This window comes from Streptomyces sp. JH34 (genome assembly GCF_029428875.1).
In the GTDB taxonomy this organism is placed as follows: Bacteria; Actinomycetota; Actinomycetes; order Streptomycetales; family Streptomycetaceae; genus Streptomyces.
Window position 1 is genome coordinate 399,000 of record NZ_JAJSOO010000001.1, and the last position, 26,967, is coordinate 425,966.

A 26,967-nucleotide genomic window follows, 5' to 3' on the forward strand; every position below is an offset into this window, starting at 1 on the left:
AGGTCAGCGCCGCAGGGTGAGGACACCCGGCCTCCACGGCAGCTGGTCGTAGGGGCCGCCCGCGGTGGGGGACTTGCCCTGGTAGAGGAACTGCAGGTTGCAGGGGTCGATGGTCATGGTCTGGTCGGGGTTGTCGCGGACCAGGTCACCGTGGCTGATGTCGTTGGTCCACGTGGCACCGCTGTTGGCCTTGCCTGCGAAGGGGTTGCTCTCGCTCGCGGCCTGCGGGGTCCACGACCCGCTCAGGCTGGAGGCCGTGAAGGAGCGGAAGTAGCGTCCGTTCGTACCCATGGCCTCGACGATCATGAGGTACTGGTTCTGGCCCTGGACCTTGTAGACCTGTACGCCCTCGAACAGGTTGGCCTTGGTGTCGCTCATGATCGTCGTGTACGACGAGCCGAAGTTCCCGGGGAAGTTCCCGATCGGCATGCTCGCCCGGTAGATCTTGCCGTTGTCACCGGCGAAGAACAGGTACATGTTCTGGCCGTCGGCGATCAGGGTCTGGTCGATCGGTCCGGTGTCGGAGCCGGAGATGCTGCCCGTGAACAGCGGCTGCGGTGAGGACCAGCCGTTGGGGTTGGCGGGGTCGCTCGAGGTGCGGTACACGAAGGCCGACGCGCCCCACTGGTACGCCAGCACCCAGATGTTCCTGGGCGCGAAGTAGAACAGCGTGGGCGCCACCGCGGCCTGGCTCATCCCGGTCTGGCCGGCCGACGCCATGTCCGACCAGTTCGTGAAGGGACTGAACATCATCGAGCCGTACGACGATCCCGACACCTTCGACGCGTAGACCAGGTGCTTGCCGTTGTGCGTCACGGTGGTGAAGTCCTTCACCGCGGCCCACCCGTTCGCAGGCTGCGCCAGCACGCCGGTCGACGTCCACCGGTACGCCGACGGAAGAGAGCACGGGCCGTCGGTCGGCGGCGTCCCGGTCGGGCCGGCCCATTTCTGGTTGCCGGCACCGTTGCACGTCCCGATCTGCACCGCCGCGCCGTTGGCCGTACCGGCGCCCGCGACTTCCAGGCACAGCCCGGACTCCACCCCGACGACCGTACCGTCGGCGTTCACCCGCCACTGCTGGTTCGCGCCGCCGGAACAGGCCCAGATCTGCACCCGGGTGCCGGGCGTGGTGACATGGCCCGGAACATCCAGGCACTTACTGCCGTACACGGTCAGCTGGTTGCCGTCCGTCAGCGTCCACTGCTGATTGGTCCCGCCCCAGCAGTCGTGAATCTGCAGGTACGTGCCGTCGGTCTGCTCGGCACCCAGGACGTCGAGACACCGGTTCGAGCCAATACCGCGCAAGGCACCGGTCGAGGCGGCCTGAGCCGGGACGGCGACTAGCAGCGCCGCCAACGCGGCCAGGACCGCAACCGCTGCGGCGAGCAGCGCAGACGGATGCCTGCGGCTGAAACTTCCTCTGTACATGGGGCTCCCTCAACCTTGAGCGGGCGGTTCCGGCCGCCTCGTGAGAAGGCGTCCGGACTGTCGGTGCGGTGTGGTGTGCAGCGGCCGGCGAGCACCACGGCAGACCGCTTGTGAGGCCCCGGTCGGCCGAGCGCCCGGGCGGCACGGTCCAAGAGGACGAGGGCTACACAATGGCGCGTACATGACATGCAACTCGGCATCGGGCGACGCGCCCGGGCCGTGTCGTCCTGCTATGCGACGAGGAAACTCGATGCGTTCGAAATACCGAAAGAGTGTCGAAGTGTCGAGCACCCTGAATGATAGGGAAGCAGAGCGCGGCGTCAACACGTCTCGCACGTATCGCCGCCGCCGCCATAACGCTCGCGCCTCGCTTTCCACACAACATCGCACGTCAAGCCGCCGGAGGGGTGCGCCGAAGCACCTTTGGCGCCGACGGGACATCCATCGCCGACGGCACCACAGGTCCGCAAATCAGCCTGCTGCGCGTTCGAAAGTTTCGATACCGGAGCAGAATTTTTTCGCGCCAGGAGGCTTGACGATGCATCGTCAAGCCTCAATCATTCCTGTCTGAGGAGCCGATCACGGCTCGATATGTCGAACCACGTCCGCGTGGAGAAGTACGTGCCGCACGGCAGGTCCACACACGACCACACCGCATGATCCGCGCACCGACAAAGCACCTGCGCCACCCCGATTCGTTCCGGTGAGACCGGCGCGCCGGCGCATTTCGGCTCTCCACGCAGTGGGAGAGGCGAGTAACGCCGCGTGGCGGTCCCCCGGCTGAGCCGCGATGGAGTACCCCGTGCCATCCCCGAGGATCGTCCCGTCCCATGACAGCGGTGCCGGGGAGCTCGTGCCGGACGGACTCCGGCTTTCCCTCCGTCCGCGGCACGGGACCCGACGACGTCGTCCTGCGCGCTTCAGCCCTTCCCTGATTCCCACCTAGGAGGCACAGCCATGGGCTCGTATGCCCTGACCAGACCCGTTACCCGCCGAAAGACCCGCGGCCCGCTGTTGACGCTGGTCGTCGGCGTCCTCGTGACGGCGGCCGCACTGGTCGCACCGCCGACCGCGCACGCCGCCGAGAACACGCTCGGAGCCGCAGCGGCGCAGAGCGGGCGCTACTTCGGCACCGCCATCGCCTCCGGCAAACTGGGCGACTCGACGTACACGACGATCGCGGGCCGTGAGTTCGACTCGGTGACGGCCGAGAACGAGATGAAGATCGACGCCACCGAACCGCAGCGGGGCCAGTTCAACTTCACCGCCGCTGATCGCGTCCACAACTGGGCCGTGCAGAACGGCAAGCAGGTCCGCGGCCACACCCTGGCCTGGCACTCCCAGCAGCCCGGCTGGATGCAGAGCCTCAGTGGCAGCACGCTTCGCCAGGCGATGATCGACCACATCAACGGCGTGATGGGCCACTACAAGGGCAAGATCGCCCAGTGGGACGTCGTGAACGAGGCCTTCGCCGACGGCAGTTCGGGAGCCCGGCGCGACTCCAACCTGCAGCGCACCGGCAACGACTGGATCGAGGTCGCCTTCCGCGCCGCGCGCGCCGCCGACCCCGCGGCCAAGCTCTGCTACAACGACTACAACGTCGAGAACTGGACCTGGGCCAAGACCCAGGCCATGTACTCCATGGTCCGGGACTTCAAGCAGCGGGGCGTGCCGATCGACTGCGTCGGCTTCCAGTCCCACTTCAACAGCGGCAGCCCCTACAACAGCAACTTCCGCACCACGCTGCAGAACTTCGCCGCCCTCGGCGTCGACGTGGCCGTCACCGAACTCGACATCCAGGGCGCCCCGGCCACGACCTTCGCCAATGTGACCAACGACTGTCTGGCCGTCCCGCGCTGCCTCGGCATCACCGTCTGGGGCGTGCGCGACACCGACTCCTGGCGCTCGCAGGACACGCCGCTGCTGTTCAACGGCGACGGCAGCAAGAAGGCCGCCTACACCGCGGTCCTCAACGCGCTCAACGGTGGCTCCACCACGCCTCCTACGGATTCCGGACAGATCAAGGGCGTCGGTTCGGGCCGCTGCCTCGACGCGCCCGCCACCACCGACGGCACCCAAATCCAGCTCTGGGACTGCCACACCGCCACCAACCAGCAGTGGACGTACACCGACTCCGGCGAACTCAGGGTCTACGGAGACAAGTGCCTGGACGCCGCCGGCACCGGCAACGGATCCAAGGTGCAGACCTACAGCTGCTGGGGCGGCGACAACCAGAAATGGCGCCTCAACTCCGACGGATCCATCGTCGGCGTCCAGTCCGGCCTCTGCCTCGACGCCGTCGGAGGCGGCACCGCCAACGGCACCCTGATCCAGCTCTACTCCTGCTCCAACGGCGGCAACCAGCGCTGGACCCACAGCTGACGGAACCTGCGGCCGACGAAGGGGCCGGTCGATGACGGCCGCCTCTCCCCCTCCTCCCGAAAGGCGTGGTTGACGGTCAGGGGTCGCCGCCGCGGTGGCGGCGACCCTCGCAATCGGTGTGCTCGCCACGGTGTGGCCGAGCCCCCGTGGCGACGACGTCGGAACCGACGCCTGGTCGATCGCCACGGCGGAGAGACGGCGGAGGTTCTCGGACACCGCCACCGCCGACTGCGCGACATCGGTCGAGGCGGGTGGGGCGTGATGTGTGGAAGCTGCTCGGGGCCGGGTCCCGGACGCGTATCGACGGGCCCGTTCCGGCCGGACCACGCACGGTTTCACCCGCACTCCGCGTGCCGGGCGCCCCCTTCTCGAGTACGTGCGTCCTCCGTCCGGAGCGCGCCTGCCGGCAAGAAGGTGGGCTACTCCACCTCCTGGCGGGTACCCGCGTTCTCAGGCGCGTCGGTCGCGGCTCGCCGAGGGCAATGGCCCTTCGATGCGGTGGGAGAGGGAATGAGGCTCCGAGAGTTCGCTCAGGCCACGTCTTCCCGGTGCTCCGCCGAGGTGCTGGCCGGACGATACCGCCTGGACGCGCCCCTCGGATCAGGCGGAGCTGCGGATGTACACCGAGGTTTCGATCTGCGGTTGCGTCGACCGGTAGCAGTCAAGATCTTCCGCCCCGACGCCGGGGTCGGCATGGAGGAGGCCTCGCACAGCGAAGCGGTGATCCTGGCCCGGCTGCACCATCCCGGGCTGGTCACCGCCTACGACGCGGGGCGGCACGACGGGCGCGCCTTCCTGGTCATGCAGCTGATCCAAGGTGAGACGCTGAAGAGCCTCATCGCCGACGGGCCGCTGTCGCCCGAAGCGACTGCCGCAATCGGCGCGGACCTCGCTCATGCGTTGGCTCACGCACACGAGACCGGGATCGTCCATCGAGACGTCAAGCCGTCCAACATTCTCCTGGATGCCAGGAACCGGCCCCATCTCGCCGACTTCGGCATCTCCCGGCTGCTGGGCGCCACTGCCCACACCGCGACCGGCACACTCATCGGCACCGCGGCGTATCTCTCTCCCGAGCAGGTCCTCGGCGAACCCGTCGGTAGGCCGGCCGACATCTACGCCCTCGGTCTGGTGCTCCTCGAATGCCTCACCGGCAGGCTCGAGTACGACGGTGGCCCCATTGAAGTCGCGATCGCACGCCTGCACCGACCTCCCGCAGTGCCCGACTGGCTACCGGAACGACTGCGCGTCCTGCTGCGCGAGATGACAGACCTGGACCAACAGAACCGTCCGACGGCCCGTCACTGCGCTCATGCCCTGATGTCGCTGGTCGACGAGGTCCACACCTCACCCGGCTCGTCGGCGTCCGCGACCCGTCCGGTCAGCAGCAAGAGCGCGTCGCGGACGCCCAAGGACACGCACACGAATCCGATGCCCCGTGCGAAACGGACCGCTCCCCCAACCACGCCCGCGCGGGGACGCGGTCTCATGGCGGGTGCGGCCATCGCCCTCGCCGCTGTCACGGCGACCACCCTCTCGGTCACCGGCAGCTCCGCGCCGCAACACGGTGGCCGAAGCGCGAGCGAGGCTACCGGCGCGGCCCCCGCAGGTGAGGAGGAACCGTCCGGCAGCGCAGGGCAGAGGAAGCCGGACGCCGCACCCACGGCTGGGCCACCCTCTCAGCCCGCCGCCTCCGACGGCAGGCGTCCCGGGCACGAGGACGGGCAAACCGTCCGGCTGACGCCGGAAGCCCCGCGGAGGGAACGCGCTGTCGACGGAGGCGCGCCCAGCTCGTCGGGCGAGGCGGCGCGAGCCACGCCGGCCGGCCGCGCATCCGCGGGAACAGCGCCGAGTGACAGGGCTGCGGCGGAGTCGCACAGCGCACCCGGCCAAGCCGGAAAAGCAGGAGAGGCCACGAACAACGCGCGGCGGGAGCGGCCTGGCGAGAAGGGGCCGCGGGACTGAAGGCCCGCCCCGACGAGGGTGGGGAATTGGACATCGATCCCTTCGGCTCCGGGTGCGGCCGTGAAGGCCGCCCAGGGCTTCGTAAGCCCTCACCGTGCGGCTCGACGAAGAGAACAGCGATCGCGGCGTCTGCTCCCTGCGGCCGGCTGCGTCCCACTCCCCCGGGACCGCGCGGCACGTGCGGGCCCTCTCTGCGTCGTGTGCACCTGTCGTGTCACCGGGTCGGCCGATCAGCAGGCACGTGTCTCGGCACTTCGGGGCAAGATGTCGCATTACCTCCTAGCCTGGTGACGCCCGGGAGAGGTGCCGTTCGCAGTGCGGTCCTCACAGTCGCCGTCGCGAGAGGTGTTCATCGATGAACAGCGTGGAAGCGGCGCGTGCACGCATCTTGGGGGATCTGATCGCCGCGAGTCATCTGATGACCCTGGAGCAGCTGCCTGGCACCGTGGCGTCGCATGCTGCCGAGGCGGGCTGGCCTCAGGCGTTGATCTATCTGACCGATCTGCAGCAGGAGCGGTTGTACCTGCTGGCCGGCAATGTCGACGTCGGCCCTGGTGGCGTCGACGTCCCGGCGGCGTTGTCGGTCGACGGTACCGTCGCGGGGCGTGCTTTCCAACTGGGCAAGGTCTTTCCCGCCTCGGCTTCTGCGGACGGGCAGTGGTGGGTCCCGCTGCTGGACGGTGCCGAGCGTCTGGGCGTGCTCCGGGTCGGCGTGCCCGGCTCGCAGGTCGAGGCGGATCAGGATCTGAACAGGCTCGCCGGGCTGGTCGCCCTTCTCCTGGAGAGCAAGCGTGGGACGAGCGACTCGTACTCCCGGTTGGTCCGCCGCCGGAAGATGAGGGTCGCTGCCGAGATGGAGTGGCAGCTGATGCCACCGCGGACCTTCGCCGCGGACCGTGTGCTGATCAGTGCGGTCATGGAGCCCGCATACCAGATCAGCGGAGACGCCTTCGACTACGCCCTGACCGGGGAGACCGTACACCTCTCCGTCTTCGACGCCATGGGACACGACACCGCCGCCGGACTGACCGCGAACCTGGCGCTGGCGGCTGCCCGCAACCACCGCCGTCAGGGCGCCGGCCTCCTGGAGACCGCCGAAGGCGTCGCCGAGACCCTGACGGAGCAGTTCGCGGGCAGCCGGTACGCCACCAGCATTCTGGCCGACCTTCATCTGGCAACCGGTGTGCTGACCTGGACCAACTACGGTCACCACCTGCCGGTAGTCATCCGCGGCAACCGGACCGTCGTGCACCTCTCCTGCCCACCGGCTCCCCCCATGGGGACCGGGCTGGGCCTGCCCGGCGCGCTTCGCCGCGATCAGCTGGAACCCGGGGACCGGCTACTGCTCTACACCGACGGCATCACGGAGGCGCGCGACCGAAAGGGGCAGGAATTCGGCCTGAACGGCTTGACCGACTTCCTCATCCGCCACCACTCCGACGGCCTCCCCGTACCGGAAACACTTCGGCGGCTGATCGGGCACCACCTTGCGCACCACCTCGGCCACCTCGACGACGACGCCACCGTGATGCTTCTGGAGTGGCACGGCCCCACCCCCTACCAGCCCACCGAACTGCAAGCGCTGACGGGCCTGCCCCCCTCCAGCACCCCGCAGACGATCGCCTCCGCCTGGGCCCAGCAGCCCGCTGACGACGGTGGCACCTGACCGGTCCTGATACTTCCTCTGGTCCGGCACACACGCATCGTCCCGGACGTCCCGTGCGCCCCGGCTCCGGACGGTCCGTCGAAACGCCGACGTGCGCGCGACAGCCTGGGCACGGGGTGAACGAGCGCAGGGGCCACAGGCGCAGGTGCCCGCAGCGGCAGGTGGGGCCTCGGCCCTGCGGGACGTTCCGCGCGGGTCAGTCGACCCGGCCGGCCCGGGAGAAGACACTGCTGTCGAGATGTGCGAGGAGATCGGCCGGGTTCCGGTACACCTCGGTGGCCCCGGCCTCCACCAGATCCCGTCGGGCGATACCGCCCGACAGGAGAGCCACAGCGGTCACGGACGCGCCGGTGGCGGCCTTCATGTCCCAGACCGAGTCCCCCACGTACACCGTCTCCCCACTCGTCCCACCGGCAAGTTCCATGGCATGCCGGACCGGCTCGGGGCTCGGCTTCCCTTCGTCCACGTCGTCCGCACTCGCTGTATCGGTGATGACGTCGTCGGCGTCCAGCACGCGCCGCAGAGCCTTGAGCTCCGGACCGGAAGCGGAGGTGGCGAGCACCACCCTCCACCCCCGAGCCGCCAGCGCCCGCAGCAGGTCAGCCGCTCCGTCCGCCGCGACCAGCCGCTCGAAGTACGTCGCGTAGAGCGCTGAGTGCGTGCTGCTGATCCACTCGTCCCGTCCGCTGTCTCGCTCAGCTCCGAGAAGGTGCTTGATCAGGTCGGAGGAGCCCAGGCCGATGGCCTGGTGCACCGCGGTCATGGGCACCGTGTGCCCAGCCTGCCGAAAGGCCTCCCACCAGGCCGTGACGTGGAGGTAGTTGGTGTCCACGAGCGTTCCATCCACATCGAACAGGGCGGCGCGAACCATGAGACTCCTTCTGGCGAATCGGGACGGCCGGCTCCGCGGGGTCTCGGCGAAACCGCCGGGGCTTCCTCCGCACTCTTCCCGCGATCAACGAGTGCAGTCGGTGCGGGCTCGGCAGAGGAGCTTCCGTGAGAGACAGTCTCGCGGAGTCCCGGCGAGAAAGGGATTACGGCGCGGCGGAAGAGCCCCGGCGAACACGGGCCGCGGGGAGCTGGTCCCGAAGGCATGTCGGCCGTGCGGGTCCACGAGGCCGGCTCAGGCCATTCGGACGACCCGGGGGGCAAGACCTGGTGCCGTGGCAGGCGACGTCTCCCCGTCCGAGGCCCTGTACGCGCTCTCGCCGCACAGCCGCTCCTTCGTGGAAGACGATGCCTGCCGCGGCAGTAGGTCCGCGTCAGACGGACGGGGGCTCGGTCCGGGCGGGAGGCGCCGGGACCTCGCCCTCGTCAAGGGCGAGGTCCTTCGTCTCCTTGCCGACGAGGAGAGCGGTCAGGGTGAGGACGGCCATCACGGAGAGGTAGACGCCGACCAGCCACGGCGAGCCGTCGCCGGCCTCCCAGAGGGCGACCGCGACGAACGGGGCGACGGCCGCGCCGAGGATGGAACTGACGTTGTAGGCGATGCCGGAGCCTGTGTAGCGGACGCTGGTCGGGAAGAGCTCCGGGAGCATCGCGCCCATCGGGCCGAAGGTCGTGCCCATCAGAGTGAAGCCGAGGACCAGCCACAGGACGACGCCGAGCGTGCCCAGGTTGATCAGCGGCACCCAGACCAGGCCGAAGACGATGATGCCGACGGTGACCCAGGCGAGGGTCCTGCGGCGGCCGTACTTGTCCGCGAGCGGGCCGGAGATCAGGGTGAACGCGGCGAAGAACAGCACACCGAAGATCATCATCAGGACGAACGTGGTGTAGCTGTAGCCGAGGCCCGGCACGTCCGCGTCCTCGGCGGTACGGCCGTAGCTCAGGGAGAACGTCGTCATCAGATAGAAGAGGACGTACGTCGCCAGCATCGCGAAACTGCCCAGGACCAGCTGCTTCCAGTGGTGACGGAAGACGGTGGCCAGCGGCAGCTTGCGGACCTTGCCGGTCTCCTGCGTCTTCGCGAAGACCTGCGACTCGACCAGGCGCATGCGTACCCACAGACCGATCGCGACCATGACGGCCGAGAACAGGAACGGGATCCGCCAGCCCCAGCTCTGGAACGCGTCGGACGGCTGCGAGGGGTCGGCGCCCGCCGCGGAGGGCAGCAGCGCGCCGATGATCAGGAAGAGGCCGTTGCCGATGATGAACCCCAGCGGGGCACCCAACTGCGGGAACGTGCCCCACAGCGCGCGCTTCCCGGCGGGTGCGTTCTCGGTGGCGACCAGGGCCGCGCCGCTCCACTCACCGCCGAGCGCGAAACCTTGGGCGAGTCGCATCAGCACCAGCAGCGCCGTGGCGACCCAGCCGGCTTGCGCGTACGTCGGCAGAACGCCGATCAGGAAGGTGGCGATGCCCATCGTGAGCAGCGAGGCCACCAGGGTGCCCTTGCGGCCGAGGCGGTCGCCGAGGTGACCGAAGACGATCGCGCCGATCGGGCGGGCGACCATCGCCGCGCCGAACACCGCGAAGGAGGAGAGCAGGGCCGTGGTCGCGTCACTGCTCGGGAAGAAGAGTTTCGGGAAGACCAGGACCGCGGCGGTCGCGTAGACATAGAAGTCGTAGAACTCGATCGTCGTGCCGATGAGGCTGGCGATCAGGACGCGGGACCGCGAGTTGACGGGTGCGGCCTGGGACTGCGACGGGGCCTGGGCGGGCCCGGTGGTGGGAGCGTGCATCTCTGGGGCTTTCCCACGAGGGCGTAGTGCGGCCGTCGACGTAGGGGGCGCCGACGGGCCCGCGCGGCGGTGCAGGTCCCCCTCGTGGCAAGGCCGCGCGACCCGTGCGGGCGCCGCAACGATCTCACGCATCTCACAGACCGGTTGGATATCGTCCAGCATACGAGACACTGGAACCTGTCACGGGGCGGCGCCGGCCTGCCCGCCGCGCCCCGGGCCGCCCCTCTCGCCGCGCCCGGGACCTGGAAGAACCGGCGCCCGCAGACCTGGACGCCCACACCGCGGCCGCCTCCACACGGACCGCGAGGGGACACGCACCGCCGACCTGCCCCACCGGGACCCCGCGCCTCCTGCGCTCCTCCCTCCCCACGGGTCGCGGCGGCCGGTGTGCCGTGGGTCACGTTCGCGCGCGGCGGGCTGTGCCCCTGCTGTGAAGGTCGGGCATTCTCTCCCGGCGGCCGTGCGAAGGGGTACGGCCCGGTGACGGCTGGGGGAGAGATGCCGCGACACGCGGGCAGGGAGCAGGAGCGGGAACCGGACCGCGGGAGAGGCGTGATCGAGGGCGCGTTCGCGCTCCTGGAGGCGTTGCGCAGGTGCGGCGGGGAGGCAGGGCTCACCGAGATCGCCTCGGCCTGCGCCCTGCCCAAGGGGAGCGCGCACCGGCTGCTGGAGCAGTTGCTGCTGGTGGGCGCGGTGGAACGGCGGGGTAGCCGCTACCGCGTCGGCTCGCAGCTCTACCGCCTCGGACAGGCGTGGGAGCCGCACCCGGGCTTACGGGTGGCGGCCCGTCACCCGCTGCACCGGCTGCGGGCGGCCACCGGGGCGAGCGCCCTGCTGACCGTCCTGCACGACGGCAAGGCGCTCACCGTGGCATCCGTGCCGGGCGAGGTGGAGGCGCTGGTACCGGTGCGGAACGGGATGAGCTTCCTGCTGGACACGGCGGCCGGCCAGGTGCTGAGCGATCGGGGCCGGGCCGGCTCCGGGGGCCGGCTGCCGGGGGCGGTGCTTGAGTGCGCGGAGGTGGTGGACGGGGTGTGCTGCGCGGCGCTGCCGGTGCGGGGACGCGACGACCGGACCGTCGCCGCGATCGCCGTCATGACGGCGTCCGCGCAGGGGCTGCAGCGGGCGGCCCAGGAGGCGGCGCGGGCGGCCGCGGCAGTCACCGCGGCCCTCGTCCGGGCCGGCGCCCCGCCCCGCCTGCCTCCGGTCCTGCACTACTGACGTATCGCCAGATATGACGCTCCCTGACGTGACCGGCCCTTCGCCGCGCGCCGGTTCCGCTCAGTGGAACGCGCGTAGAACGGCGGGCAGCGGTCCGGCAGTCTGTTCTTCGAGCCGGTCGGGGGACCGGCGAAAACCTGAGACCACGGGGGACAAGATGACCGTCCGACCACTGACCACCTTCGCCCTGGCGGGCGCGCTGGGCCTCACCTCGCTGGTGGGCGCCGCCGGCGCCGCGCAGGCCGATCCGGTCGACTACGTGCAGATCCAGCTCGTCGACCTGTACTGCGGCGACGAGAGCGAGGGCGACCACGACGAGGCCTACCTCAACATCGCGGCGAACGGCGGCAAGGCCGTGAAGCTCTGGCCTGCCAACGCGTCCTACCACACCATGGGCACCGGCTACCGCCGCGCCCTGGACGGGAGCAACGGCAACACGCTGCTGGTCCTCGGCAGGACCGAGTCCCGCACGCTCTCCCTGTGGGACTACGACAGCACCAGCAGCGACGACCGGCTCGGCTCGGTGACCGTCACGGGCAACGAGGTCGGCGCGGAGACGCAGTACCGCGTGCTCGAAGGCTCCGGTGGCGTCTACACCATCGCCTACCGGGTCGTCGACATCTGATCCGCCGGTCCGGCCGGGCCCGACCGGCCCGGCCGGACCGCGGCGGGGAGCACGGACGCGGTACCGCGGAAAACATGGTGCTACGCCCCGGCATCGAGTGCGGCTTGGCCCCATCCGTCACCGACGTCCAGGCGCCGGTTCGACAACGTCAGCAACCGTCGTGGGCAGCCCGTCGCCGTCTGCCCTTGACGGCGGCTGGCGGCTCCTACCCCCTGAACGACTCCAGCAGCCGCAGCCAGATCTCACTGATCGTCGGGTAGGCGGGCACCGCGTGCCAGAGCCGCTCGATGGGGACCTCTCCGGCCACCGCGATCGTCGCCGAGTGCAGCAGTTCTCCGATACCCGGTCCGACGAAGGTGACGCCGAGCAGGATCTCGCGGTCGAGGTCGACGACCATCCTGGCCTGCCCCTTGTAGCCCTTGGCGTACAGGCCCGAACCGGCGACCGAGGCCAGGTCGTGGTCGACGGCGCGGACCCGGTGGCCCGCCGCTTCTGCCTCGGCCAGTGTGAGACCGACCGACGCCGCCTCCGGGTCCGTGAACACGACCTGGGGGACGGCCGCGTGGTCGGCGGTGGCCGCGTGCGCACCCCAGGGGCCCGTCTCCAGCAAGGGAGTCTCCTGGGCGCGGGCCGCGATCGCGGCTCCCGCGATGCGTGCCTGGTACTTGCCCTGGTGGGTGAGCAGAGCGCGGTGGTTGACGTCGCCGACGGCGTACAGCCAGTCACTGCCCTCGACACGACAGCTGTCGTCGACGGTGAGCCAGGACCCCGGCTCGAGCCCCACCGTGTCGAGGCCGAGATCGTCCGTGCGCGGGGCCCGGCCGGTGGCGAAGAGGATCTCGTCGGTCTCCAGCCTTTCCCCGTTGTCCAGTTCGACGGTGACCGGCCCGTCGTGGCCCGCCCTGCTCACGGCGGTCGTCGAGACCCCGGTCAGGATCCGTGCGCCGGCCTCGGCCAGCGCCTCGGCGACCAGCTCACCGGCGAAGGCCTCCATCTTGGGGAGCAGTTGTCCGCCCCGGACCAGCATCGTCACCTCGGCGCCGAGCCCCTGCCACACGGTGGCCATCTCCACGCCGACCACTCCCCCGCCGACTACGACGAGCCGGCGCGGCACCTCCTTGGCGCTGGTCGCCTCACGGCTGGTCCAGGGCCGGACGTCCTCGATGCCGGGCAGGGCGGGGACGACGGCTCGGCTGCCGGTGCAGACGGCGACGGCGTGCCGCGCGGTGAGTTGCTGCTCCCTCCCGTCGGCGTCCGTGACGGACACCTGCCGGACGCCGGTCAGCCGGCCCTTGCCGCGGTAGATGTCCGCGCCGATGCTCTCCAGCCAGCCGACCTGGCCGTCGTCCCTCCAGTGGGAGGTCTGGTAGTCGCGGTGGGCGAGTACGGCATCCGCGTCCAGCGGCCCCCGCACCGCGCCGCTCAGTCCGGGGACACGGCGCGCGTCGGCCCGTGCGACGACCGGGCGCAGCAGCGCCTTGCTGGGCATGCACGCCCAGTACGAACACTCACCGCCGATGAGTTCGGACTCGATCACCGCGGTACTGAGCCCGGCGGCCCTGGCACGGTCCGCGACGTTCTCCCCCACCGGGCCGGCCCCGATGACGACGACGTCGTACTCGCTGTTCCGCACACCCTCAAGATCTGTCATGGGAACAGTGTCCTCGTGGGTGTGCGCGGCAGCCACACGGGCAGGCGGAATACCGCAAGTGACGTCACCGTTGTGCCGGACAGGTCCGAACGGTCCCAGGAAGAGGTAACAGAGTATGAGCACCGTAGAGCTCACCAAGGAAAACTTCGATCAGGTCGTGAGCGACAACGAATTCCTGCTGATCGACTTCTGGGCTTCCTGGTGCGGTCCGTGCCGGCAGTTCGCCCCGGTCTACGACTCGGCGTCCGAGCGTCACCCCGACCTGGTCTTCGCCAAGGTCGACACCGAGGCGCAGCAGGAACTGGCGGCGGCCTTCGAGATCCGGTCGATTCCCACCCTGATGATCGTCCGTGACAACGTGGCGGTCTTCTCCCAGCCCGGGGCGCTTCCCGAGGCGGCGCTGGAGGACGTCATCGGCCAGGCGCGCAACCTGGACATGGACGAGGTGCGCAAGTCCGTCGAGGAGCAGAAGCAGGCGCAGCAGGCGCAGCAGGAGCCGCAGTAGTCCCTGCCCACGCGCGGCAGACGTGGTGAGGGCCCGGCCGTGGCGGCCGGGCCTTCGTCATGCGCCACACGCCGCCACACGCCGAAGGTGCCGCGCTCATCCGCTCCCCGGCTGTCCGGCAGCGGTGGAGCCCCCCTCGGGTGGTTGCTGCGGCGCCTCGCCGCCGGCGTCGTACTCCTCGGCTCCCCCGGTCCCGCGGATGCGTTCCGCGATCCGGACCGTGAGCCCGTAGTCGATCTCGGCGCCGTCCACGAGCAGGGCCTCCACGGTGTGCGTGGACGGGTCGACGTCCGCCTCCATGCCTCCGCCCGCGTATCGCGGGTAACCCGATGCCCCGGTCTGCCCGGTGGCCGCCACGACTGCGGAGCGGATGGCGGTACCTGGCTCGGGGGCCCCTGCGTCGGGCTCCTCCGGTTCCGGGAACAGCAGGATCTCGTAGCTCTGCGGATGGCTCATGCCGACGACGCTAGACATCCGGGCGCGGCCCCGCACGTCGTGGCACCGGAGTGGCCCCGGTCAGCTGGATTCGCGTGCCACCACGGCGGGCCGCAGCAGATGGTGCCGCTCCGGCGAGCCTCCGGGGTTCTGTATGAGCCGGTCGATCATCTCGGCCGGCGGCTGCTCGGAGGTCAGTTCCATCGCTACGCTGCTGAGCCGGGGCCGCAGGAGCCTGCCGAGCATCAGGTCGTCGGCTCCGATCACGGCTGTCTCGCCGGGTATGCCGACGCCGGCGTCCTGGAGCGCGCGCATCAGCAGCATCGCGTACTCGTCGTTGTAGGCGAACACGGCGTCCAGGCCGAGCGTCGGCCACCGGGCGGCGAGGTCCGCGGCCGATTCCTCCTCGTACCGCAGGGACAGCGGCTTGATGCTCGCGTACGTGTTCGATTCCCGCGCGGCTTGCACCGCTCCGGCGAGGCGTGGCCCGGCGAGCAGGGCGTGGCCGGGTTCCTGCGGCATGACCACTCCGATCCTGCGCCGCCCCCGCGAGAGCAGGTGCCGGACCGCGCCTCCGCCGACCTCCCGCTGGTCCACGACGAGGGCGTGCGCACCGTCCACCGGCCGGGGGCCGAGGGTGATGACGGCCTTGGCTCCGGAGCGGGTGAGGACGCCAATGCCGTACGGGGTGAGCGTCAGGCCGCCGGGGGACACGACGGCGACCGGGCGGAGCTCCGCCCAGGCCCTGGCCGCGTGGTCCGCGTCCGGACCGACGCTGCCGTACCGCACGACGGTGTAGTCGAGGCGGCGCAGACCCGATTCGAGCTGGGTGAGGAAGCGCTGGTACGCGGGGCCCGCCGGGGTCTGCGCGGCGGGCAGCAGCACCATTCTGGAGTGCCCGGCCCGAAGGCTCCGTGCCGCCGCGTGGGGGACGTAACCGAGGTCCGCGGCGGCTTCCCTGACACGGCGGCGCGTGGGGTCGGTGATCCGGACGGTCGTGTTGTTGTTCAGCACGTAGGACACGGTGGCCCGGGAGACCCCCGCGAGCCGCGCCACGTCGGCGCTGGTCGGTACGGAGGTGCCGGCGGGCTGATCGGGTAACTGGCTCATGGCGTCGGGCAGTCTCCCAGACCCGTGCACCCGTCCGGTGGGCCGGGGCACCGTCCCGGGGCGGGGGAATCAGCCACCGGTGGGGGCGGAGCCCGGCGGGCGCGGTTCGCGAGGAGGGTGGTAGCGGCCGGGAGCTGACGCCGCGCCAGGAACCACGGGCGTCGGGGGCGCTGCGAGCAGTCCGGCGGACGTGCCGGCGTGTGACGGTGAATGAGGTGGTCATGGGGCCGACCTGCGGTCCGTTCCGCCGACCCGCCCCGCGGACCGGGCCGTACAGGTTCTACGGTGTTGCGATGACGTTCGAGCACAACCACAGCAGCGACAGCACGACCGACTTCCCCGGCCGCAGCGGTCCGGCGGCCACCGCGGAGGCCGAGCCACGCGAGGTGGGGCCCGTCCGCACCTCGTACGCCCCCGACCGGGACGGCGATCCGGACCCGGGTGAGATCGTGTGGACCTGGGTGCCGTTCGAGGAGAACGACGGCCGGGGCAAGGACCGGCCGGTTCTCGTGGTGGCCCGGGAGGCCAAGGGCACCCTGCTCGCCGTACAGCTGTCCAGCAAGCAGCACTACGGCGACCACGAGTGGGTGTCCCTGGGCGCGGGCCCGTGGGACAGCTCGGGGCGGCCGTCCTGGGTGGATCTGGACCGGGTGCTGCGGGTGCACGAGGACGGGATGCGGCGCGAGGCCTGTGCGCTGGACCGGGGCAGGTACGACCTGGTCGTGGAGCGGCTGCGGGAGCGCTACGGCTGGAGCTGACCGCCGAACTCCCGGACGAACGCCGCCCGGACGGCGGAGTCGGGATCACGGTCCGGGACGCCGAGGACGATCTGTTCGAAGTGCCCCGCGAACCGCCCGCCACCCGTGAGCAGGGCGCGGAAGGCACCGGCCACCTCGGCGGGATCGTTCATGAAGACGCCGCAGCCCCACGCGCCCAGCACGAGGCGCCGGTAGCCGCGTACGGCGGCGACTTCGAGCACCCGTTCGGCACGGCTCGCCAGTGCGGGGCGGATGCGGGGGACCAGTCCGGGGTCGCGGCGGCGGACGACTCCGGCGTTGGGCGCGGGTGAGGTGAGGAACCCGGCGAGGTACGGGGATTCCAGCAGCCTTCCCCGGTCGTCGCGGAAGACGGGAACGCCGGGTGAGTGGATGACCCGGTCGGTGTAGAGGGCGCTGCGTTCGGCGCGGTGGTGCGCGTAGAAGTCCGGGGCGCGCAGCAGCGTGGCGTACAGCGCGGAGCCGCGGCACAAGGACTCCTCCTGGGCCTGCGCGCCGTTCAGGTAGCCGCCGCCCGGATTGCGGGCGGAGGCGTAGTTCAGCACGGCGACCTTGCCCGCCGCATCACCCGTCATCCGTCGCGCCGCCTGCAGACTCGTCTCGGCGGTCACCTCGACGACCGGACTGCGGTCGGTGTCCAGGGCGGCCACGGGCACGGGCTCGGGACCGTACAGCCGGGTGCCGGAGAGCGCCGTGGCCAGTGCGCGCTCGATCGACACCTCACGACCCTCGGGCGTGCGGTAGCGCCCGGCCCGGACGATGGACTCGGTCTCCCGCGCGATCCCGCGCAGCCGTGCGCTCACCGTCGCTCCCCCGTGGTGTGGTGCATACGGGGCATGCTGACCGTCGCGGCGGCATGGACGCAAGCGGATTTCCGTCGCCGGGGGGCACCCTTGTGCGAACTCCCGGTAAGGGTTTGGGTGGGAAGGAAACACTCTCTGGAGGAGGCCCAGCATGCCCCCGGACACTCTCGGTCAGCACGGCCCGCCCGTCGACGCGACACCGCTCGGCGAGGAGGAGGCGGAGGATCTGCTCCGCGGCATATGCTTCAAGACGGGACCGCCCCGGACGGTCGGTGTGGAGCTGGAATGGCTCATCCACGACCGTGAACAGCCCGAGGTCGCCGTCTCGCCCGACCGTCGGCGCGCCGCGGCCGAAGCGGTGCGCGCGACCCCGCTCGACGCGGCGCTGACCTTCGAACCAGGTGGCCAGCTGGAGCTGAGTTCCCGGCCCAAGGACTCCCTGATGGCGTGCGTCGACGCCACCGCCGCGGACCTGGCCTCCGTGCGCGACACCCTGGCCCGGTCCGGGCTGACCCTGGCCGGCATCGGGGTGGACCCGTGGAATACGCCCCGCCGTCTGCTGCGCGAGCCGCGTTACGACGCCATGGAGGCCGCCCTCGACCGTTCGGGTCCCGCCGGCCGGGCCATGATGTGCAGCTCCGCCTCCGTCCAGGTGTGCCTGGACGCCGGTGAGGAGGAACCGGGCCCGTTGGGTTACGGACGGCGATGGCAGCTCGGCCACCTGCTGGGCGCGGTGCTGGTGGCCGCGTTCGCCAATTCGCCGTTCCGGCAGGGGCGGCGCACCGGCTGGCAGTCGACCCGCCAGGCGCTGTGGGCGGATCTCGATCCGGCCAGGACGCTCGCGCCGCAGGGCCGTCTCGCGCCCCGCGACGCATGGGCGGCCCATGTGCTCGCCACTCCCGTGATGTGTGTCAGGAACGCCGACGGCCCGTGGGACGTGCCCGAGGCACTGACCTTCCGGGACTGGATCCGTGGCGGAGGGCCGCGGCCACCGGTGCGGGCCGACCTCGACTACCACCTCACGACCCTGTTCCCCCCGATCCGCCCGCGCGGGCACCTTGAGATGCGCATGATCGACGCCCAGTCCGGCACCGACGGCTGGCTCGTGCCCCTGGCCGTCACCACCGCGCTGTTCGACGATCCGGAGGCGGCGGAAACCGTGTACCGCACGGTGAAACCGCTGGCCGAGACCGCGGGCTCTCCTCCCGCCCCGCGCAACCCGCTCTGGACCGCCGCGGCCCGCGACGGACTGCGTGACCCGGAGCTGGCGGCGGCGGCAGCGGTCTGCTTCACAGCCGCGCTGGAAGCCCTGCCCAGGCTCGGGGCGAGCGACCACGTCCTCGCGACGGTCGCCGCCTTCGACGAGCGCTACGTCGCCCGTGGCCGATGTCCGGCCGACGATCTCCCCGACCCGGCACAGGAGCCTCACGGAAAGGGCTTGGTCCGATGACTGACACACCCGCTCCGCACACCGGTCAGGAAACCGACGCGGAGACCCTGCGCGAGCGCGCCCTGGCCGCGCTCCTCACCGCCCGCGAGCGCACCGCCCTGCTCACCGACAGCGTCGACGACCACGAACTCACCGCGCAGCACTCCCCCCTGATGTCGCCCCTGGTGTGGGACCTCGCGCACATCGGCAACCAGGAGGAGCTCTGGCTGCTGCGGGCCGTGGGCGGCCGCGAGGCGATGCGCCCCGAGATCGACGGGCTGTACGACGCGTTCGAGCACTCCAGGGCCAGCCGGCCCTCGCTGCCGCTGCTGGCACCCGCGGAGGCGCGGACGTACGCCGCCGACGTGCGCGGCCGGGCGCTGGACGTCCTCGGCGGCGCTCCGCTGCACGGCGGGGGCCGCCCGCTGGAGCGTGCGGGCTTCGCCTTCGGCATGGTCGCCCAGCACGAGCAGCAGCACGACGAGACGATGCTGATCACACATCAGCTCCGTTCCGGACCGGCGGTGCTCGGCGCCCCGGAGCCTCCGGAGCCCCTCGCCGGCGGCGGGCTCCCCGCGGAAGTGCTGGTTCCCGGGGGGCCCTTCACCATGGGGACCTCCACGGAGCCCTGGGCGCTGGACAACGAACGGCCCGCGCACCGCCGTGAGGTCGCGGCCTTCCACATCGACACGGCCCCGGTCACGTGCGGCGCCTACCAGGCCTTCATCGAGGACGGCGGCTACACCGAGGAACGCTGGTGGGCGCCGGAGGGCTGGGCGATGATCCGCGAGCACGATCTGACCGCACCCCTGTTCTGGCACCGCGACGCCGGGCAGTGGCTGCGGCAGCGCTTCGGGGTGACCGAGCCGGTACGGGCGGACGAGCCGGTGCTCCACGTCAGCTGGTACGAGGCGGACGCCTACGCCCGCTGGGCGGGCCGGCGCCTGCCGACCGAGCCGGAGTGGGAGAAGGCGGCCCGCCACGACCCCGGATCGGGGCGCTCGCTGCGCTACCCGTGGGGTGATGAGGACCCGACGCCCGAGCGGGCCAATCTGGGCCAGCGCCATCTGCGGCCCGCCGCAGCGGGTGCGTACGCCGCGGGCCGGTCCCCGGCGGGCGCGGGCCAGCTCATCGGCGACGTGTGGGAATGGACGTCGAGCGACTTCCTGCCCTATCCCGGTTTCGTGGCGTTCCCCTACCGCGAGTACTCGGAGGTGTTCTTCGGCCCCGGGCACAAGGTGCTGCGCGGCGGCTCGTTCGCCGTGGACGCCGTCGCCTGCCGTGGCACGTTCCGGAACTGGGACCTCCCGGTCCGACGCCAGATCTTCTCCGGTTTCCGTACGGCGAGGGATGCCTGATGTGCCGCCATATCGCATACCTCGGCCCTTCCGTGCCCCTGGGCGAGCTGCTGGTCTCCCCCTCGCACGGGCTTGTGCGCCAGTCCTGGGAGCCCCGGCGCCAGCGGCACGGCACGGTCAACGCCGACGGCTTCGGGGTCGGCTGGTACGCGGAGGGTGACCCGCTCCCCGGCCGCTACCGCAGGAGCGGGCCCGTCTGGGGCGACGAGACCTTCGCCGATCTGTCCCGCGTGGTGCGCAGCACGGCGCTGCTGGCCGCCGTCCGGGACGCGACGTTCGCGGGGGCGGACGGGGAGGCCGCCGCGGCACCCTTCGCCGAGGGGCGTCTGCTGTTCAGTCACAACGGCGCGGTCCGGGGCTGGCCGGGCTCCCTGGCACCGCTGGTACGGGCGCTGCCGCCGGAGCGGCTGCTCGCCCTGGCGGCGCGGAGCGATTCGGCCCTGCTCTGGGCGCTGATCCTGCATCGCACGGCGCAAGGTGACGAGATAGGGCAGGCGGTCGCCGACACCGTCCTGGATGTCGGCGCCGCCGCCCCCGGCTCACGCCTCAATCTGCTGCTCACGGATGGTTCCACCATCGTGGCGACCACGTGGGGCGACTCCCTCTGGTATCTCCACGAACCCGGCCACCGCACGGTGGTGGCCTCCGAGCCGTACGACGACGATCCGTACTGGCGCGAGGTCCCGGACCGCACTCTGCTGGCCGCGACGCGCACCGATGTCCTGCTGACCCCGCTCAAGGAGCCGACCGCGTGAGTCCCTTCCAGCTGACCCGCACCCTGCCTGCGGACGCGACGGACGCGGCGCTGCGCGCCGATGTGCTGAGCGGTCTGACACAGCAGCCCAAGACGCTGCCGCCCAAGTGGTTCTACGACGCGCGCGGCAGCGACCTCTTCGAGGAGATCACCCGTCTGGACGAGTACTACCCGACGCGTGCCGAACGGGAGATCCTGATCGCCCGTGCCGGTGAGATCGCCGCGGCGTCCGGGGCCCGGACCCTGATCGAGCTGGGGTCGGGTTCCTCGGACAAGACGCGGCATCTGCTGGACGCCCTGCCGGCGCTGCACACGTACGTGCCGGTCGATGTCAGTGAGAGTGCCCTCGCGGGCGCTGCCGAGGCCCTGCTGGCCGAGCGTCCCGGGCTCTCCGTGCACGCGCTCGTCGCCGATTTCACTCATGTCCTGGAACTGCCCGAGAGCCCCGGCCCCCGGCTCGTGGTGTTCCTCGGCGGGACACTGGGAAATCTCCTTCCCGCGGAGCGTGCCGAGTTCCTCCGGTCCGTGCGGGCGCGGCTCGCACCCGGGGACGGGCTCCTGCTCGGCACGGACCTGGTCAAGGACGAGGCGACGCTCGTCGCGGCGTACGACGACGTGGCCGGGGTGACGGCCGCGTTCAACAAGAACGTCCTGTCGGTGGTGAACCGTGAGCTGGGGGCGGACTTCCCGCTCGAGGACTTCGCGCATGTGGCCGTCTGGAACCCGGCCGAGGAGTGGATGGAGATGCGGCTGCGGGCCCGCCGGGCCCTGACGGTCAAGATCCGCGAGCTGGATCTCGTGGTGCAGTTCGAGGAGGGTGAGGAACTCCGCACGGAGATCTCCGCGAAGTTCCGTGAGCGGAAGGTGCGGGAGGAACTGGCGGCGGCGGGCCTGCGGCTGGATCAGTGGTGGACGGACGCGGCGGGCAGGTTCGCGCTGTCGTTGGCGACGGCTGACTGAGCGGCCCGCGCCAGTGCCCGCCGGTCGGACTCATGGCCGGCGGGCACCGGCGGCAGGATCCGGATCTCGGCGACGAGCCCGGCGGCGGTCACCACGCGCCACAGCGAGGCGGCGAGCGGGTCGTCCCCGACGAAGGCGGCGGCCCCCGCCGTGTCCGTCCCCGCCGTCCGGTAGCTGATACGGACCGGGCGGACGGCGGAACCGGCGTCGATCGCCGCCTGGAAGGCGGCAGGTCTGAATCTGCCGCCCCCGCCGCGGCCGCACCAGGTACTGCCCTGCGGGAACACCGCGACCCGCGATCCGGAGGACAGCGCCCCGGCGAGGGTCCGCACCGCGCCCGGCAGGGCCCGCAGCCGGTCCCTCTCGATGAACAGCGTGCCGCCGAGTGCGGCGAACGGCCCGAGCAGCGGCCAGTGCCGTATCTCGCTCTTGGCGACCATCCGGGCGGGCAGCACGGCGGCCACGAGGGGGATGTCCAGCCATGAGACGTGGTTGGCGACCACGAGCTCCCCCGCCGGCGGGCGTGCACGGCCGGCCGGACACCCGGTGATCCTTACGCGTACGCCGAAGGCTCGTACCACGGCGTACGCCCACCGGCGGGTCAGCGCGTCCCGGTGAGCAGGTGGCAGGAGCAGCACCACGGGCACGGACATCACCCCGAGGAGGCTGAGGGAGCAGCCGGCGACCAGGAGGGCCAGCGCGGGCAGCGGAGCGCGTCCGGCTCCCTCGTGGTGCGCGCAGTCGCGTGGGGTGCAGGGGGCGACGGGCAGCCAGGCGCTCATCGCAGCGGGGCCAGCGAGAGGAAGTGCCGCAGGTAGCGCGGGTCGGTGCGGCGCATCGAGAGCAGGACGTAGAGGTCCGCGACGTCGAAGTCCGGGTCGTGCGCGGGGGCACCGCAGACCCAGGCGCCCAGGCGCAGGTAGCCGCGCAGCAGCGGCGGCAGCCCGGCGCGTCCGCCCGCGCCGCCGCCGGGGTGCCCGGTGGTGTCCCAGAGCCGGTGGGGCGTGACCCAGTACTCCTCGGGTGCCAGGTCGCGGGTGCGTACGGTGTCCCAGGTCCTGGCCGCGAGCGCCCCTCCGTCGGCGAGGGGCACGGAGCAGCAGCCGGCCAGCCAGGTGTGGCCGGTGCGCTCCATGTAGCGGGCGAGTCCGGCCCAGATCAGGGCTATGACGGCTCCGTCGCGGTGGGCCGGGTGGACGCAGGACCTCCCGACCTCGACGAGGTCCTCCCGGATCGGGGCGAGCCGGGTCAGGTCGAACTCGCTCTCCGCGTAGAGGCCTCCCGCGCGCCTGGCCCCCTCGGGCGGCAGCAGCCGGTAGGTCGCCACGACCTCACCGGTGGCCACCTCGCGCACCAGCAGGTGATCGCAGTGGGCGTCGAAGGCATCGCTGTCCAGGCCGGGTTCGGCGCTGTCGAGCCGGGCGCCGAGCTCACCGGCGAAGACCAGGTGACGCAGGCGTTGGGCTGCTCGTACGTCGTCCTGGCAGGTGGCCAGGGCGACCCGGTACCCCGAGGGGGTGGCGGCCGGGCGGGGCGCCGGTATGCCGGCGGGTGCGGAGGCGGAGGTGGCGAGGGGCAGCACGGTCATGTCGGTCTCCGGTGACGGATCGGCGGCGGGTGCCGGGTCGCCGCGGGAGTGCGACGGCCCGGCCCCTTACTTCTTCCGTGACCGGCTTGATTCGACATGACCGCTGCGGAGCGAGCGGATGTGCGACGGCTGAATCCCCGGCTCGCCCGGTGTGCGCGCCCCCGTCCCCCGGCTCGCCCGGTGCGGGTCCGTCCCGTCCTCCGCCAGCCGGTGGTCAGCTTCGCGCTGATGCGGTCGGACGCCTTCTGCGCCTCTCCCGCGGGGTCGCCGCCCTCCGGCACCGCTGTCATGTAGGCCTTGATCGGGTTGTCCGCCTCGACGGCGGGCCAGTAGGGGGAATCGGGGGTGGCGCGGCCTTCGGTGGCGCCTTCGGCCATCGCCGAGGTGACTTCCGAGCCCCGTCCGCGTCACGGAACACCGCACCCGGCTCACGGACGAAAAGCCGACACCTCGCGCCCTGCCCCGGATTGAGGCACCGTGGAACCACGAAAGGAGACATGAGATGTCCAATCACACCTACCGGGTCACCGAGATCGTGGGAACCTCCGAGGAGGGCCTGGACGCGGCGATCCGCAACGGCGTCGCACGAGCCTCCGAAACATTGCACAACCTCGACTGGTTCGAGATGACACAGGTGCGCGGCCACATCGAGGACGGCCGGATCGCCCACTACCAGGTGGGGCTCAAGGTCGGCTTCCGCCTGGACGAGAACGCCTGACACGCGTTGCCGGCCGGGACCGGCGCCGCCCTGGCGCCCACGCACGCCGGGCGGGAGGCCCGAACGGGGCAGGGAGCACCGCCGGGCAGGTCGCGGGGGGGGCGACCGTCCGAGATGCAGGCGGACCCCCGCGCTGTTTCGCTGACGGTGTCCGCTCCCCCACAGATCCAGGAGTGATCATGAGCGTTGCAGGTGAGTCCGGCGGCCGTGTACGGCAGCTGCGTGCCAAGGCGCAGGAACTGAACGAGGCCGCGGAACGCGCAACCGATCCGGAGCAGCGGCAGCGGCTCCAGGACAAGGCCCGCCGTCTGCGGGAGCAGAGCGAGCAGGAGAGCTCCATGACCGACCGCGACATGGACCCGATGGTGTAGGCCCGGCGCCGCCCTGCCGGTGGTCCTCACCCGGTGAGGGAGGATCACCGGCAGAAGCACGTCCACCCCGCCGATCCCTCACGGAGCCCTACCGCCGATGTCCAGCCCCCATGATCCGTACGTCCGGGTGCGCGGCGCACGCGAACACAACCTCCGCGACGTGGACGTCGACATCCCGCGCGACACCCTCGCGGTCTTCACCGGTGTCTCGGGTTCGGGGAAGTCCTCCCTGGCCTTCGGGACGATCTACGCGGAGGCCCAGCGACGCTATTTCGAGTCCGTCGCCCCGTACGCGCGCCGGCTGATCCATCAGGTCGGGGCCCCCGACGTCGGTGAGATCACCGGCCTGCCGCCCGCCGTCTCGTTGGAGCAGCGCCGGTCGGCGCCCGGGGCGCGCTCCTCGGTGGGCACGGTCACCACACTGTCCAACTCCCTGCGCATGCTCCTCTCCCGTGCCGGTGACTACCCGCACGGTGCCGAGCGGCTCGACTCGGACGCCTTCTCGCCGAACACGGCGGCCGGTGCGTGTCCCGGGTGTCACGGACTGGGGCTCGTCCACCGCACCACGGAGGAACTGCTCGTACCGGACCCGTCCTCGTCGATCCGGGACGGGGCGATCGCGGCCTGGCCGGGTGCCTGGCAGGGCAAGAACCTGCGCGATGTGCTGGACGCCCTCGGGTACGACATCGAGCGGCCGTGGCGGGAACTGGAGCCCGCCGACCGCGAGTGGATCCTGTTCACCGACGAGCAGCCGGTGGTGACGGTTCGTCCGGTGCGTGACGCGGGCCGGATCCAACGCCCCTACCAGGGCACGTACATGAGCGCACGGCGCTATGTGATGCACACCTTCGCGGATTCCAGGAGCCGGACGCTGCGGGCGAAGGCGGAGCGGTTCCTGACGAGTGAACCCTGTCCGGTGTGCGGGGGTGGCAGGCTGCGGCGCGAGGCGCTGGCGGTCACCTTCGCCGGCCGTACGATCGCCGACCTCGTGGCACTCCCCCTCACGGCCCTCACCCAGGTGCTGCTGGAGGCGGGCGGCGGCAGCGACACGGCGCGGGTGCTCACGGCCGATCTGCTGGCCAGGATCGAGCCGGTGACGGAGCTGGGGCTCGGCTATCTCAGCCTCGACCGGACGGCCCCCACCCTGTCCTCGGGCGAGTTGCAGCGGCTGCGGCTGGCCACACAGCTGCGGTCGGGGCTGTTCGGTGTCGTCTACGTGCTGGACGAGCCGTCGGCGGGGCTCCACCCGGCCGACACGGAGTCGCTGCTCGGTGTCCTCGGCGGGCTCAAGGAGGCGGGGAACTCGGTGTTCGTGGTGGAGCACCAGATGGATGTGGTGCGGCAGGCCGACTGGCTGGTGGACGTGGGCCCGCTGGCCGGCGAGCACGGGGGCCGGGTCCTGCACAGCGGCCCTCCGGCGGACCTCGCCGGGGTGACGGGTTCAGCGACCCGGCGGTTCCTCTTCGACGAGGGTCCGGCGCCCGTGCGCGAACCGCGCGAACCGTCGGGGTGGATCACGCTGAACGGAGTGGATCTGCACAACGTGCGCGGTCTCGACGCCGCATTCCCGCTCGGTGTGCTGACGGCGGTCACCGGGGTGTCGGGATCGGGCAAGTCCACCCTCGTCGGACAGGTCCTGGCCGGCGTGCTGGCGGACCGGCGGCCCGCGGAGTCCGCCGAGGGCCCTGTCGCACCGGAGACGCGGGGCTGCGTGTCGGCGGAGGGCCTGGAGGCGGTGGACCGGCTCGTGCAGGTCGACCAGCGGCCCATCGGCCGTACGCCCCGCTCCAACCTGGCCACCTACACGGGGCTGTTCGACGTCGTGCGAAAACTCTTCGCGGAGACGGAGACGGCACGGGCCCGGAAGTACCGGGCGGGGCGGTTCTCGTTCAACGTGGCGGGCGGGCGGTGCGAGACCTGCCAGGGCGAGGGGTTCGTGTCGGTGGAGCTACTCTTCCTGCCCAGTACGTATGCCCCCTGCCCGGACTGCCACGGTGCGCGCTACAACCCGGCGACCCTGGAGGTCACCTTGCGCGGTCTCACGATCGCCGAGGTGCTGGACCTGACGGTGGAGGCGGCGGCCGCATTCCTGGCGGGGACTCCGGCGGCCGAGCGCAGTCTGCGTGCCCTGCTCGACGTCGGGCTCGGATACCTGCGCCTGGGCCAGCCTGCGACGGAGCTGTCGGGCGGTGAGGCGCAGCGGATCAAGCTGGCCACGGAGCTCCAGCGGGCCCGGCGGGGGCACACCCTCTACCTCCTGGACGAGCCGACGACCGGCCTGCATCCGGCCGATGTGGAGGTGCTGATGCGGCAGTTGCACGGCCTGGTGGACGCGGGGAACTCGGTGGTGGTCGTGGAGCACGACATGGCGGTGGTGGCCGGCGCGGACCGGGTGATCGACCTGGGTCCCGGCGGTGGGGACCGGGGCGGGCGGATCGTCGCCACCGGCACACCGCGGGAGGTCGCCCGCGCGGCGGGGAGCCGTACGGCCGCGTACCTGGCGAAGGCTCTGCGGACGGGCTGACTCCCCGCGGCGGG

Annotated in this window: 24 protein-coding genes and 1 pseudogene; 15 read left to right on the top strand and 10 right to left on the bottom strand. The window is 71.5% G+C overall.

Features of this window, described 5'->3' with window-relative positions:
• Positions 1–3: 3 nt before the first annotated feature.
• Complete coding sequence (locus LWJ43_RS01980; RefSeq protein WP_277330518.1) at positions 4–1,428, bottom strand: non-reducing end alpha-L-arabinofuranosidase family hydrolase; 1,425 nt, start codon at positions 1,426–1,428, stop codon at positions 4–6.
• 957 nt (positions 1,429–2,385) lie between these two features.
• On the opposite strand from LWJ43_RS01980, the gene LWJ43_RS01985 reads away from it, so the two are divergent.
• The 4 genes from LWJ43_RS01985 (at position 2,386) to LWJ43_RS02000 (ending at position 7,441) form a co-directional block, all read left to right on the top strand.
• On the top strand, positions 2,386–3,810 hold the full coding sequence (locus LWJ43_RS01985) for an endo-1,4-beta-xylanase (RefSeq protein WP_277330519.1): 1,425 nt from the start codon (positions 2,386–2,388) through the stop codon (positions 3,808–3,810).
• 94 nt (positions 3,811–3,904) lie between these two features.
• Positions 3,905–4,072 (top strand): hypothetical protein, encoded by a 168-nt coding sequence (locus tag LWJ43_RS01990; RefSeq protein WP_277330520.1) that lies wholly within the window; start codon positions 3,905–3,907, stop codon positions 4,070–4,072.
• 248 nt (positions 4,073–4,320) lie between these two features.
• Complete coding sequence (locus LWJ43_RS01995) at positions 4,321–5,775, top strand: serine/threonine protein kinase (protein WP_277330521.1); 1,455 nt, start codon at positions 4,321–4,323, stop codon at positions 5,773–5,775.
• A gap of 355 nt (positions 5,776–6,130) precedes the next feature.
• Complete coding sequence (locus LWJ43_RS02000; RefSeq protein ID WP_277330522.1) at positions 6,131–7,441, top strand: PP2C family protein-serine/threonine phosphatase; 1,311 nt, start codon at positions 6,131–6,133, stop codon at positions 7,439–7,441.
• 196 nt (positions 7,442–7,637) lie between these two features.
• Here LWJ43_RS02000 and LWJ43_RS02005 read toward each other — a convergent pair whose 3' ends face one another.
• Positions 7,638–8,312, bottom strand: coding sequence for an HAD family hydrolase (locus LWJ43_RS02005; RefSeq protein WP_277330523.1), 675 nt, complete (start codon positions 8,310–8,312; stop codon positions 7,638–7,640).
• A 391-nt stretch (positions 8,313–8,703) separates the two neighbouring features.
• On the bottom strand, positions 8,704–10,125 hold the full coding sequence (locus LWJ43_RS02010) for an MFS transporter (protein ID WP_277330524.1): 1,422 nt from the start codon (positions 10,123–10,125) through the stop codon (positions 8,704–8,706).
• 498 nt (positions 10,126–10,623) lie between these two features.
• On the opposite strand from LWJ43_RS02010, the gene LWJ43_RS02015 reads away from it, so the two are divergent.
• Positions 10,624–11,346: a helix-turn-helix domain-containing protein gene (locus LWJ43_RS02015; protein ID WP_277330525.1), complete on the top strand. Its 723-nt coding sequence runs from the start codon at positions 10,624–10,626 to the stop codon at positions 11,344–11,346.
• 157 nt (positions 11,347–11,503) lie between these two features.
• Positions 11,504–11,971 (top strand): hypothetical protein, encoded by a 468-nt coding sequence (locus LWJ43_RS02020; RefSeq protein ID WP_277330526.1) that lies wholly within the window; start codon positions 11,504–11,506, stop codon positions 11,969–11,971.
• A 205-nt stretch (positions 11,972–12,176) separates the two neighbouring features.
• Here LWJ43_RS02020 and LWJ43_RS02025 read toward each other — a convergent pair whose 3' ends face one another.
• Entirely contained in the window at positions 12,177–13,622 is a 1,446-nt protein-coding gene (locus LWJ43_RS02025; protein ID WP_277330527.1) for a dihydrolipoyl dehydrogenase family protein, read from the bottom strand.
• A 115-nt stretch (positions 13,623–13,737) separates the two neighbouring features.
• Between LWJ43_RS02025 and trxA the strand changes: the two genes are divergently transcribed.
• Positions 13,738–14,127 carry a thioredoxin gene (trxA, locus tag LWJ43_RS02030; RefSeq protein ID WP_277330528.1) on the top strand — a complete coding sequence of 130 codons (390 nt, stop codon included), beginning with the start codon at positions 13,738–13,740 and terminating at the stop codon, positions 14,125–14,127.
• 96 nt (positions 14,128–14,223) lie between these two features.
• On the opposite strand, the gene LWJ43_RS02035 is transcribed toward trxA, so the two are convergent.
• On the bottom strand, positions 14,224–14,583 hold the full coding sequence (locus LWJ43_RS02035; RefSeq protein WP_277330529.1) for a hypothetical protein: 360 nt from the start codon (positions 14,581–14,583) through the stop codon (positions 14,224–14,226).
• A gap of 60 nt (positions 14,584–14,643) precedes the next feature.
• Positions 14,644–15,672 carry a LacI family DNA-binding transcriptional regulator gene (locus tag LWJ43_RS02040; RefSeq protein WP_277330530.1) on the bottom strand — a complete coding sequence of 343 codons (1,029 nt, stop codon included), beginning with the start codon at positions 15,670–15,672 and terminating at the stop codon, positions 14,644–14,646.
• A 293-nt stretch (positions 15,673–15,965) separates the two neighbouring features.
• Between LWJ43_RS02040 and LWJ43_RS02045 the strand changes: the two genes are divergently transcribed.
• Positions 15,966–16,430, top strand: a complete 465-nt coding sequence (locus tag LWJ43_RS02045; protein WP_277330531.1) for a type II toxin-antitoxin system PemK/MazF family toxin — start codon at positions 15,966–15,968, stop codon at positions 16,428–16,430.
• Here LWJ43_RS02045 and LWJ43_RS02050 read toward each other — a convergent pair.
• Positions 16,415–17,251, bottom strand: coding sequence for a TIGR02452 family protein (locus LWJ43_RS02050; protein WP_277330532.1), 837 nt, complete (start codon positions 17,249–17,251; stop codon positions 16,415–16,417). The genes LWJ43_RS02045 and LWJ43_RS02050 overlap by 16 nt on opposite strands.
• Positions 17,252–17,402: 151 nt before the next feature.
• Here LWJ43_RS02050 and egtA point away from each other — a divergent pair, with 151 nt between their 5' ends.
• The 4 genes from egtA to egtD are packed head-to-tail and all read left to right on the top strand — an operon-like array spanning position 17,403 to position 21,752.
• Positions 17,403–18,701, top strand: a complete 1,299-nt coding sequence (egtA, locus tag LWJ43_RS02055; RefSeq protein WP_277330533.1) for an ergothioneine biosynthesis glutamate--cysteine ligase EgtA — start codon at positions 17,403–17,405, stop codon at positions 18,699–18,701.
• Positions 18,698–20,038, top strand: coding sequence for an ergothioneine biosynthesis protein EgtB (gene egtB / locus LWJ43_RS02060; RefSeq protein WP_277330534.1), 1,341 nt, complete (start codon positions 18,698–18,700; stop codon positions 20,036–20,038). Before egtA ends, egtB begins: the two co-directional genes overlap by 4 nt.
• On the top strand, positions 20,038–20,793 hold the full coding sequence (egtC, locus tag LWJ43_RS02065) for an ergothioneine biosynthesis protein EgtC (RefSeq protein WP_277330535.1): 756 nt from the start codon (positions 20,038–20,040) through the stop codon (positions 20,791–20,793). The genes egtB and egtC overlap by 1 nt, the downstream gene beginning before the upstream one ends.
• Positions 20,790–21,752 carry an L-histidine N(alpha)-methyltransferase gene (gene egtD / locus LWJ43_RS02070; protein WP_277330536.1) on the top strand — a complete coding sequence of 321 codons (963 nt, stop codon included), beginning with the start codon at positions 20,790–20,792 and terminating at the stop codon, positions 21,750–21,752. Before egtC ends, egtD begins: the two co-directional genes overlap by 4 nt.
• Here egtD and LWJ43_RS02075 read toward each other — a convergent pair.
• The 3 genes and pseudogenes from LWJ43_RS02075 to LWJ43_RS02085 form a co-directional block, all read right to left on the bottom strand.
• The gene (locus LWJ43_RS02075; RefSeq protein WP_277330537.1) at positions 21,695–22,534 is read right to left on the bottom strand and encodes a lysophospholipid acyltransferase family protein; all 840 of its coding nucleotides are present in this window, start codon (positions 22,532–22,534) and stop codon (positions 21,695–21,697) included. The genes egtD and LWJ43_RS02075 overlap by 58 nt on opposite strands.
• Positions 22,531–23,340 (bottom strand): GNAT family N-acetyltransferase, encoded by an 810-nt coding sequence (locus LWJ43_RS02080; RefSeq protein ID WP_277330538.1) that lies wholly within the window; start codon positions 23,338–23,340, stop codon positions 22,531–22,533. The genes LWJ43_RS02075 and LWJ43_RS02080 overlap by 4 nt, the downstream gene beginning before the upstream one ends.
• A gap of 215 nt (positions 23,341–23,555) precedes the next feature.
• Positions 23,556–23,738, bottom strand: a pseudogene (locus LWJ43_RS02085) (extracellular solute-binding protein); the annotation flags it as partial.
• A 104-nt stretch (positions 23,739–23,842) separates the two neighbouring features.
• Between LWJ43_RS02085 and LWJ43_RS02090 the strand changes: the two are divergent.
• From LWJ43_RS02090 to LWJ43_RS02100, 3 genes are all read left to right on the top strand, one after another.
• Positions 23,843–24,058, top strand: coding sequence for a dodecin (locus LWJ43_RS02090; RefSeq protein ID WP_277330539.1), 216 nt, complete (start codon positions 23,843–23,845; stop codon positions 24,056–24,058).
• 179 nt (positions 24,059–24,237) lie between these two features.
• Positions 24,238–24,429 carry a DUF6381 family protein gene (locus LWJ43_RS02095; protein WP_277330540.1) on the top strand — a complete coding sequence of 64 codons (192 nt, stop codon included), beginning with the start codon at positions 24,238–24,240 and terminating at the stop codon, positions 24,427–24,429.
• A 97-nt stretch (positions 24,430–24,526) separates the two neighbouring features.
• Positions 24,527–26,953, top strand: coding sequence for an excinuclease ABC subunit UvrA (locus LWJ43_RS02100; protein WP_277330541.1), 2,427 nt, complete (start codon positions 24,527–24,529; stop codon positions 26,951–26,953).
• Positions 26,954–26,967 lie beyond the last annotated feature (14 nt).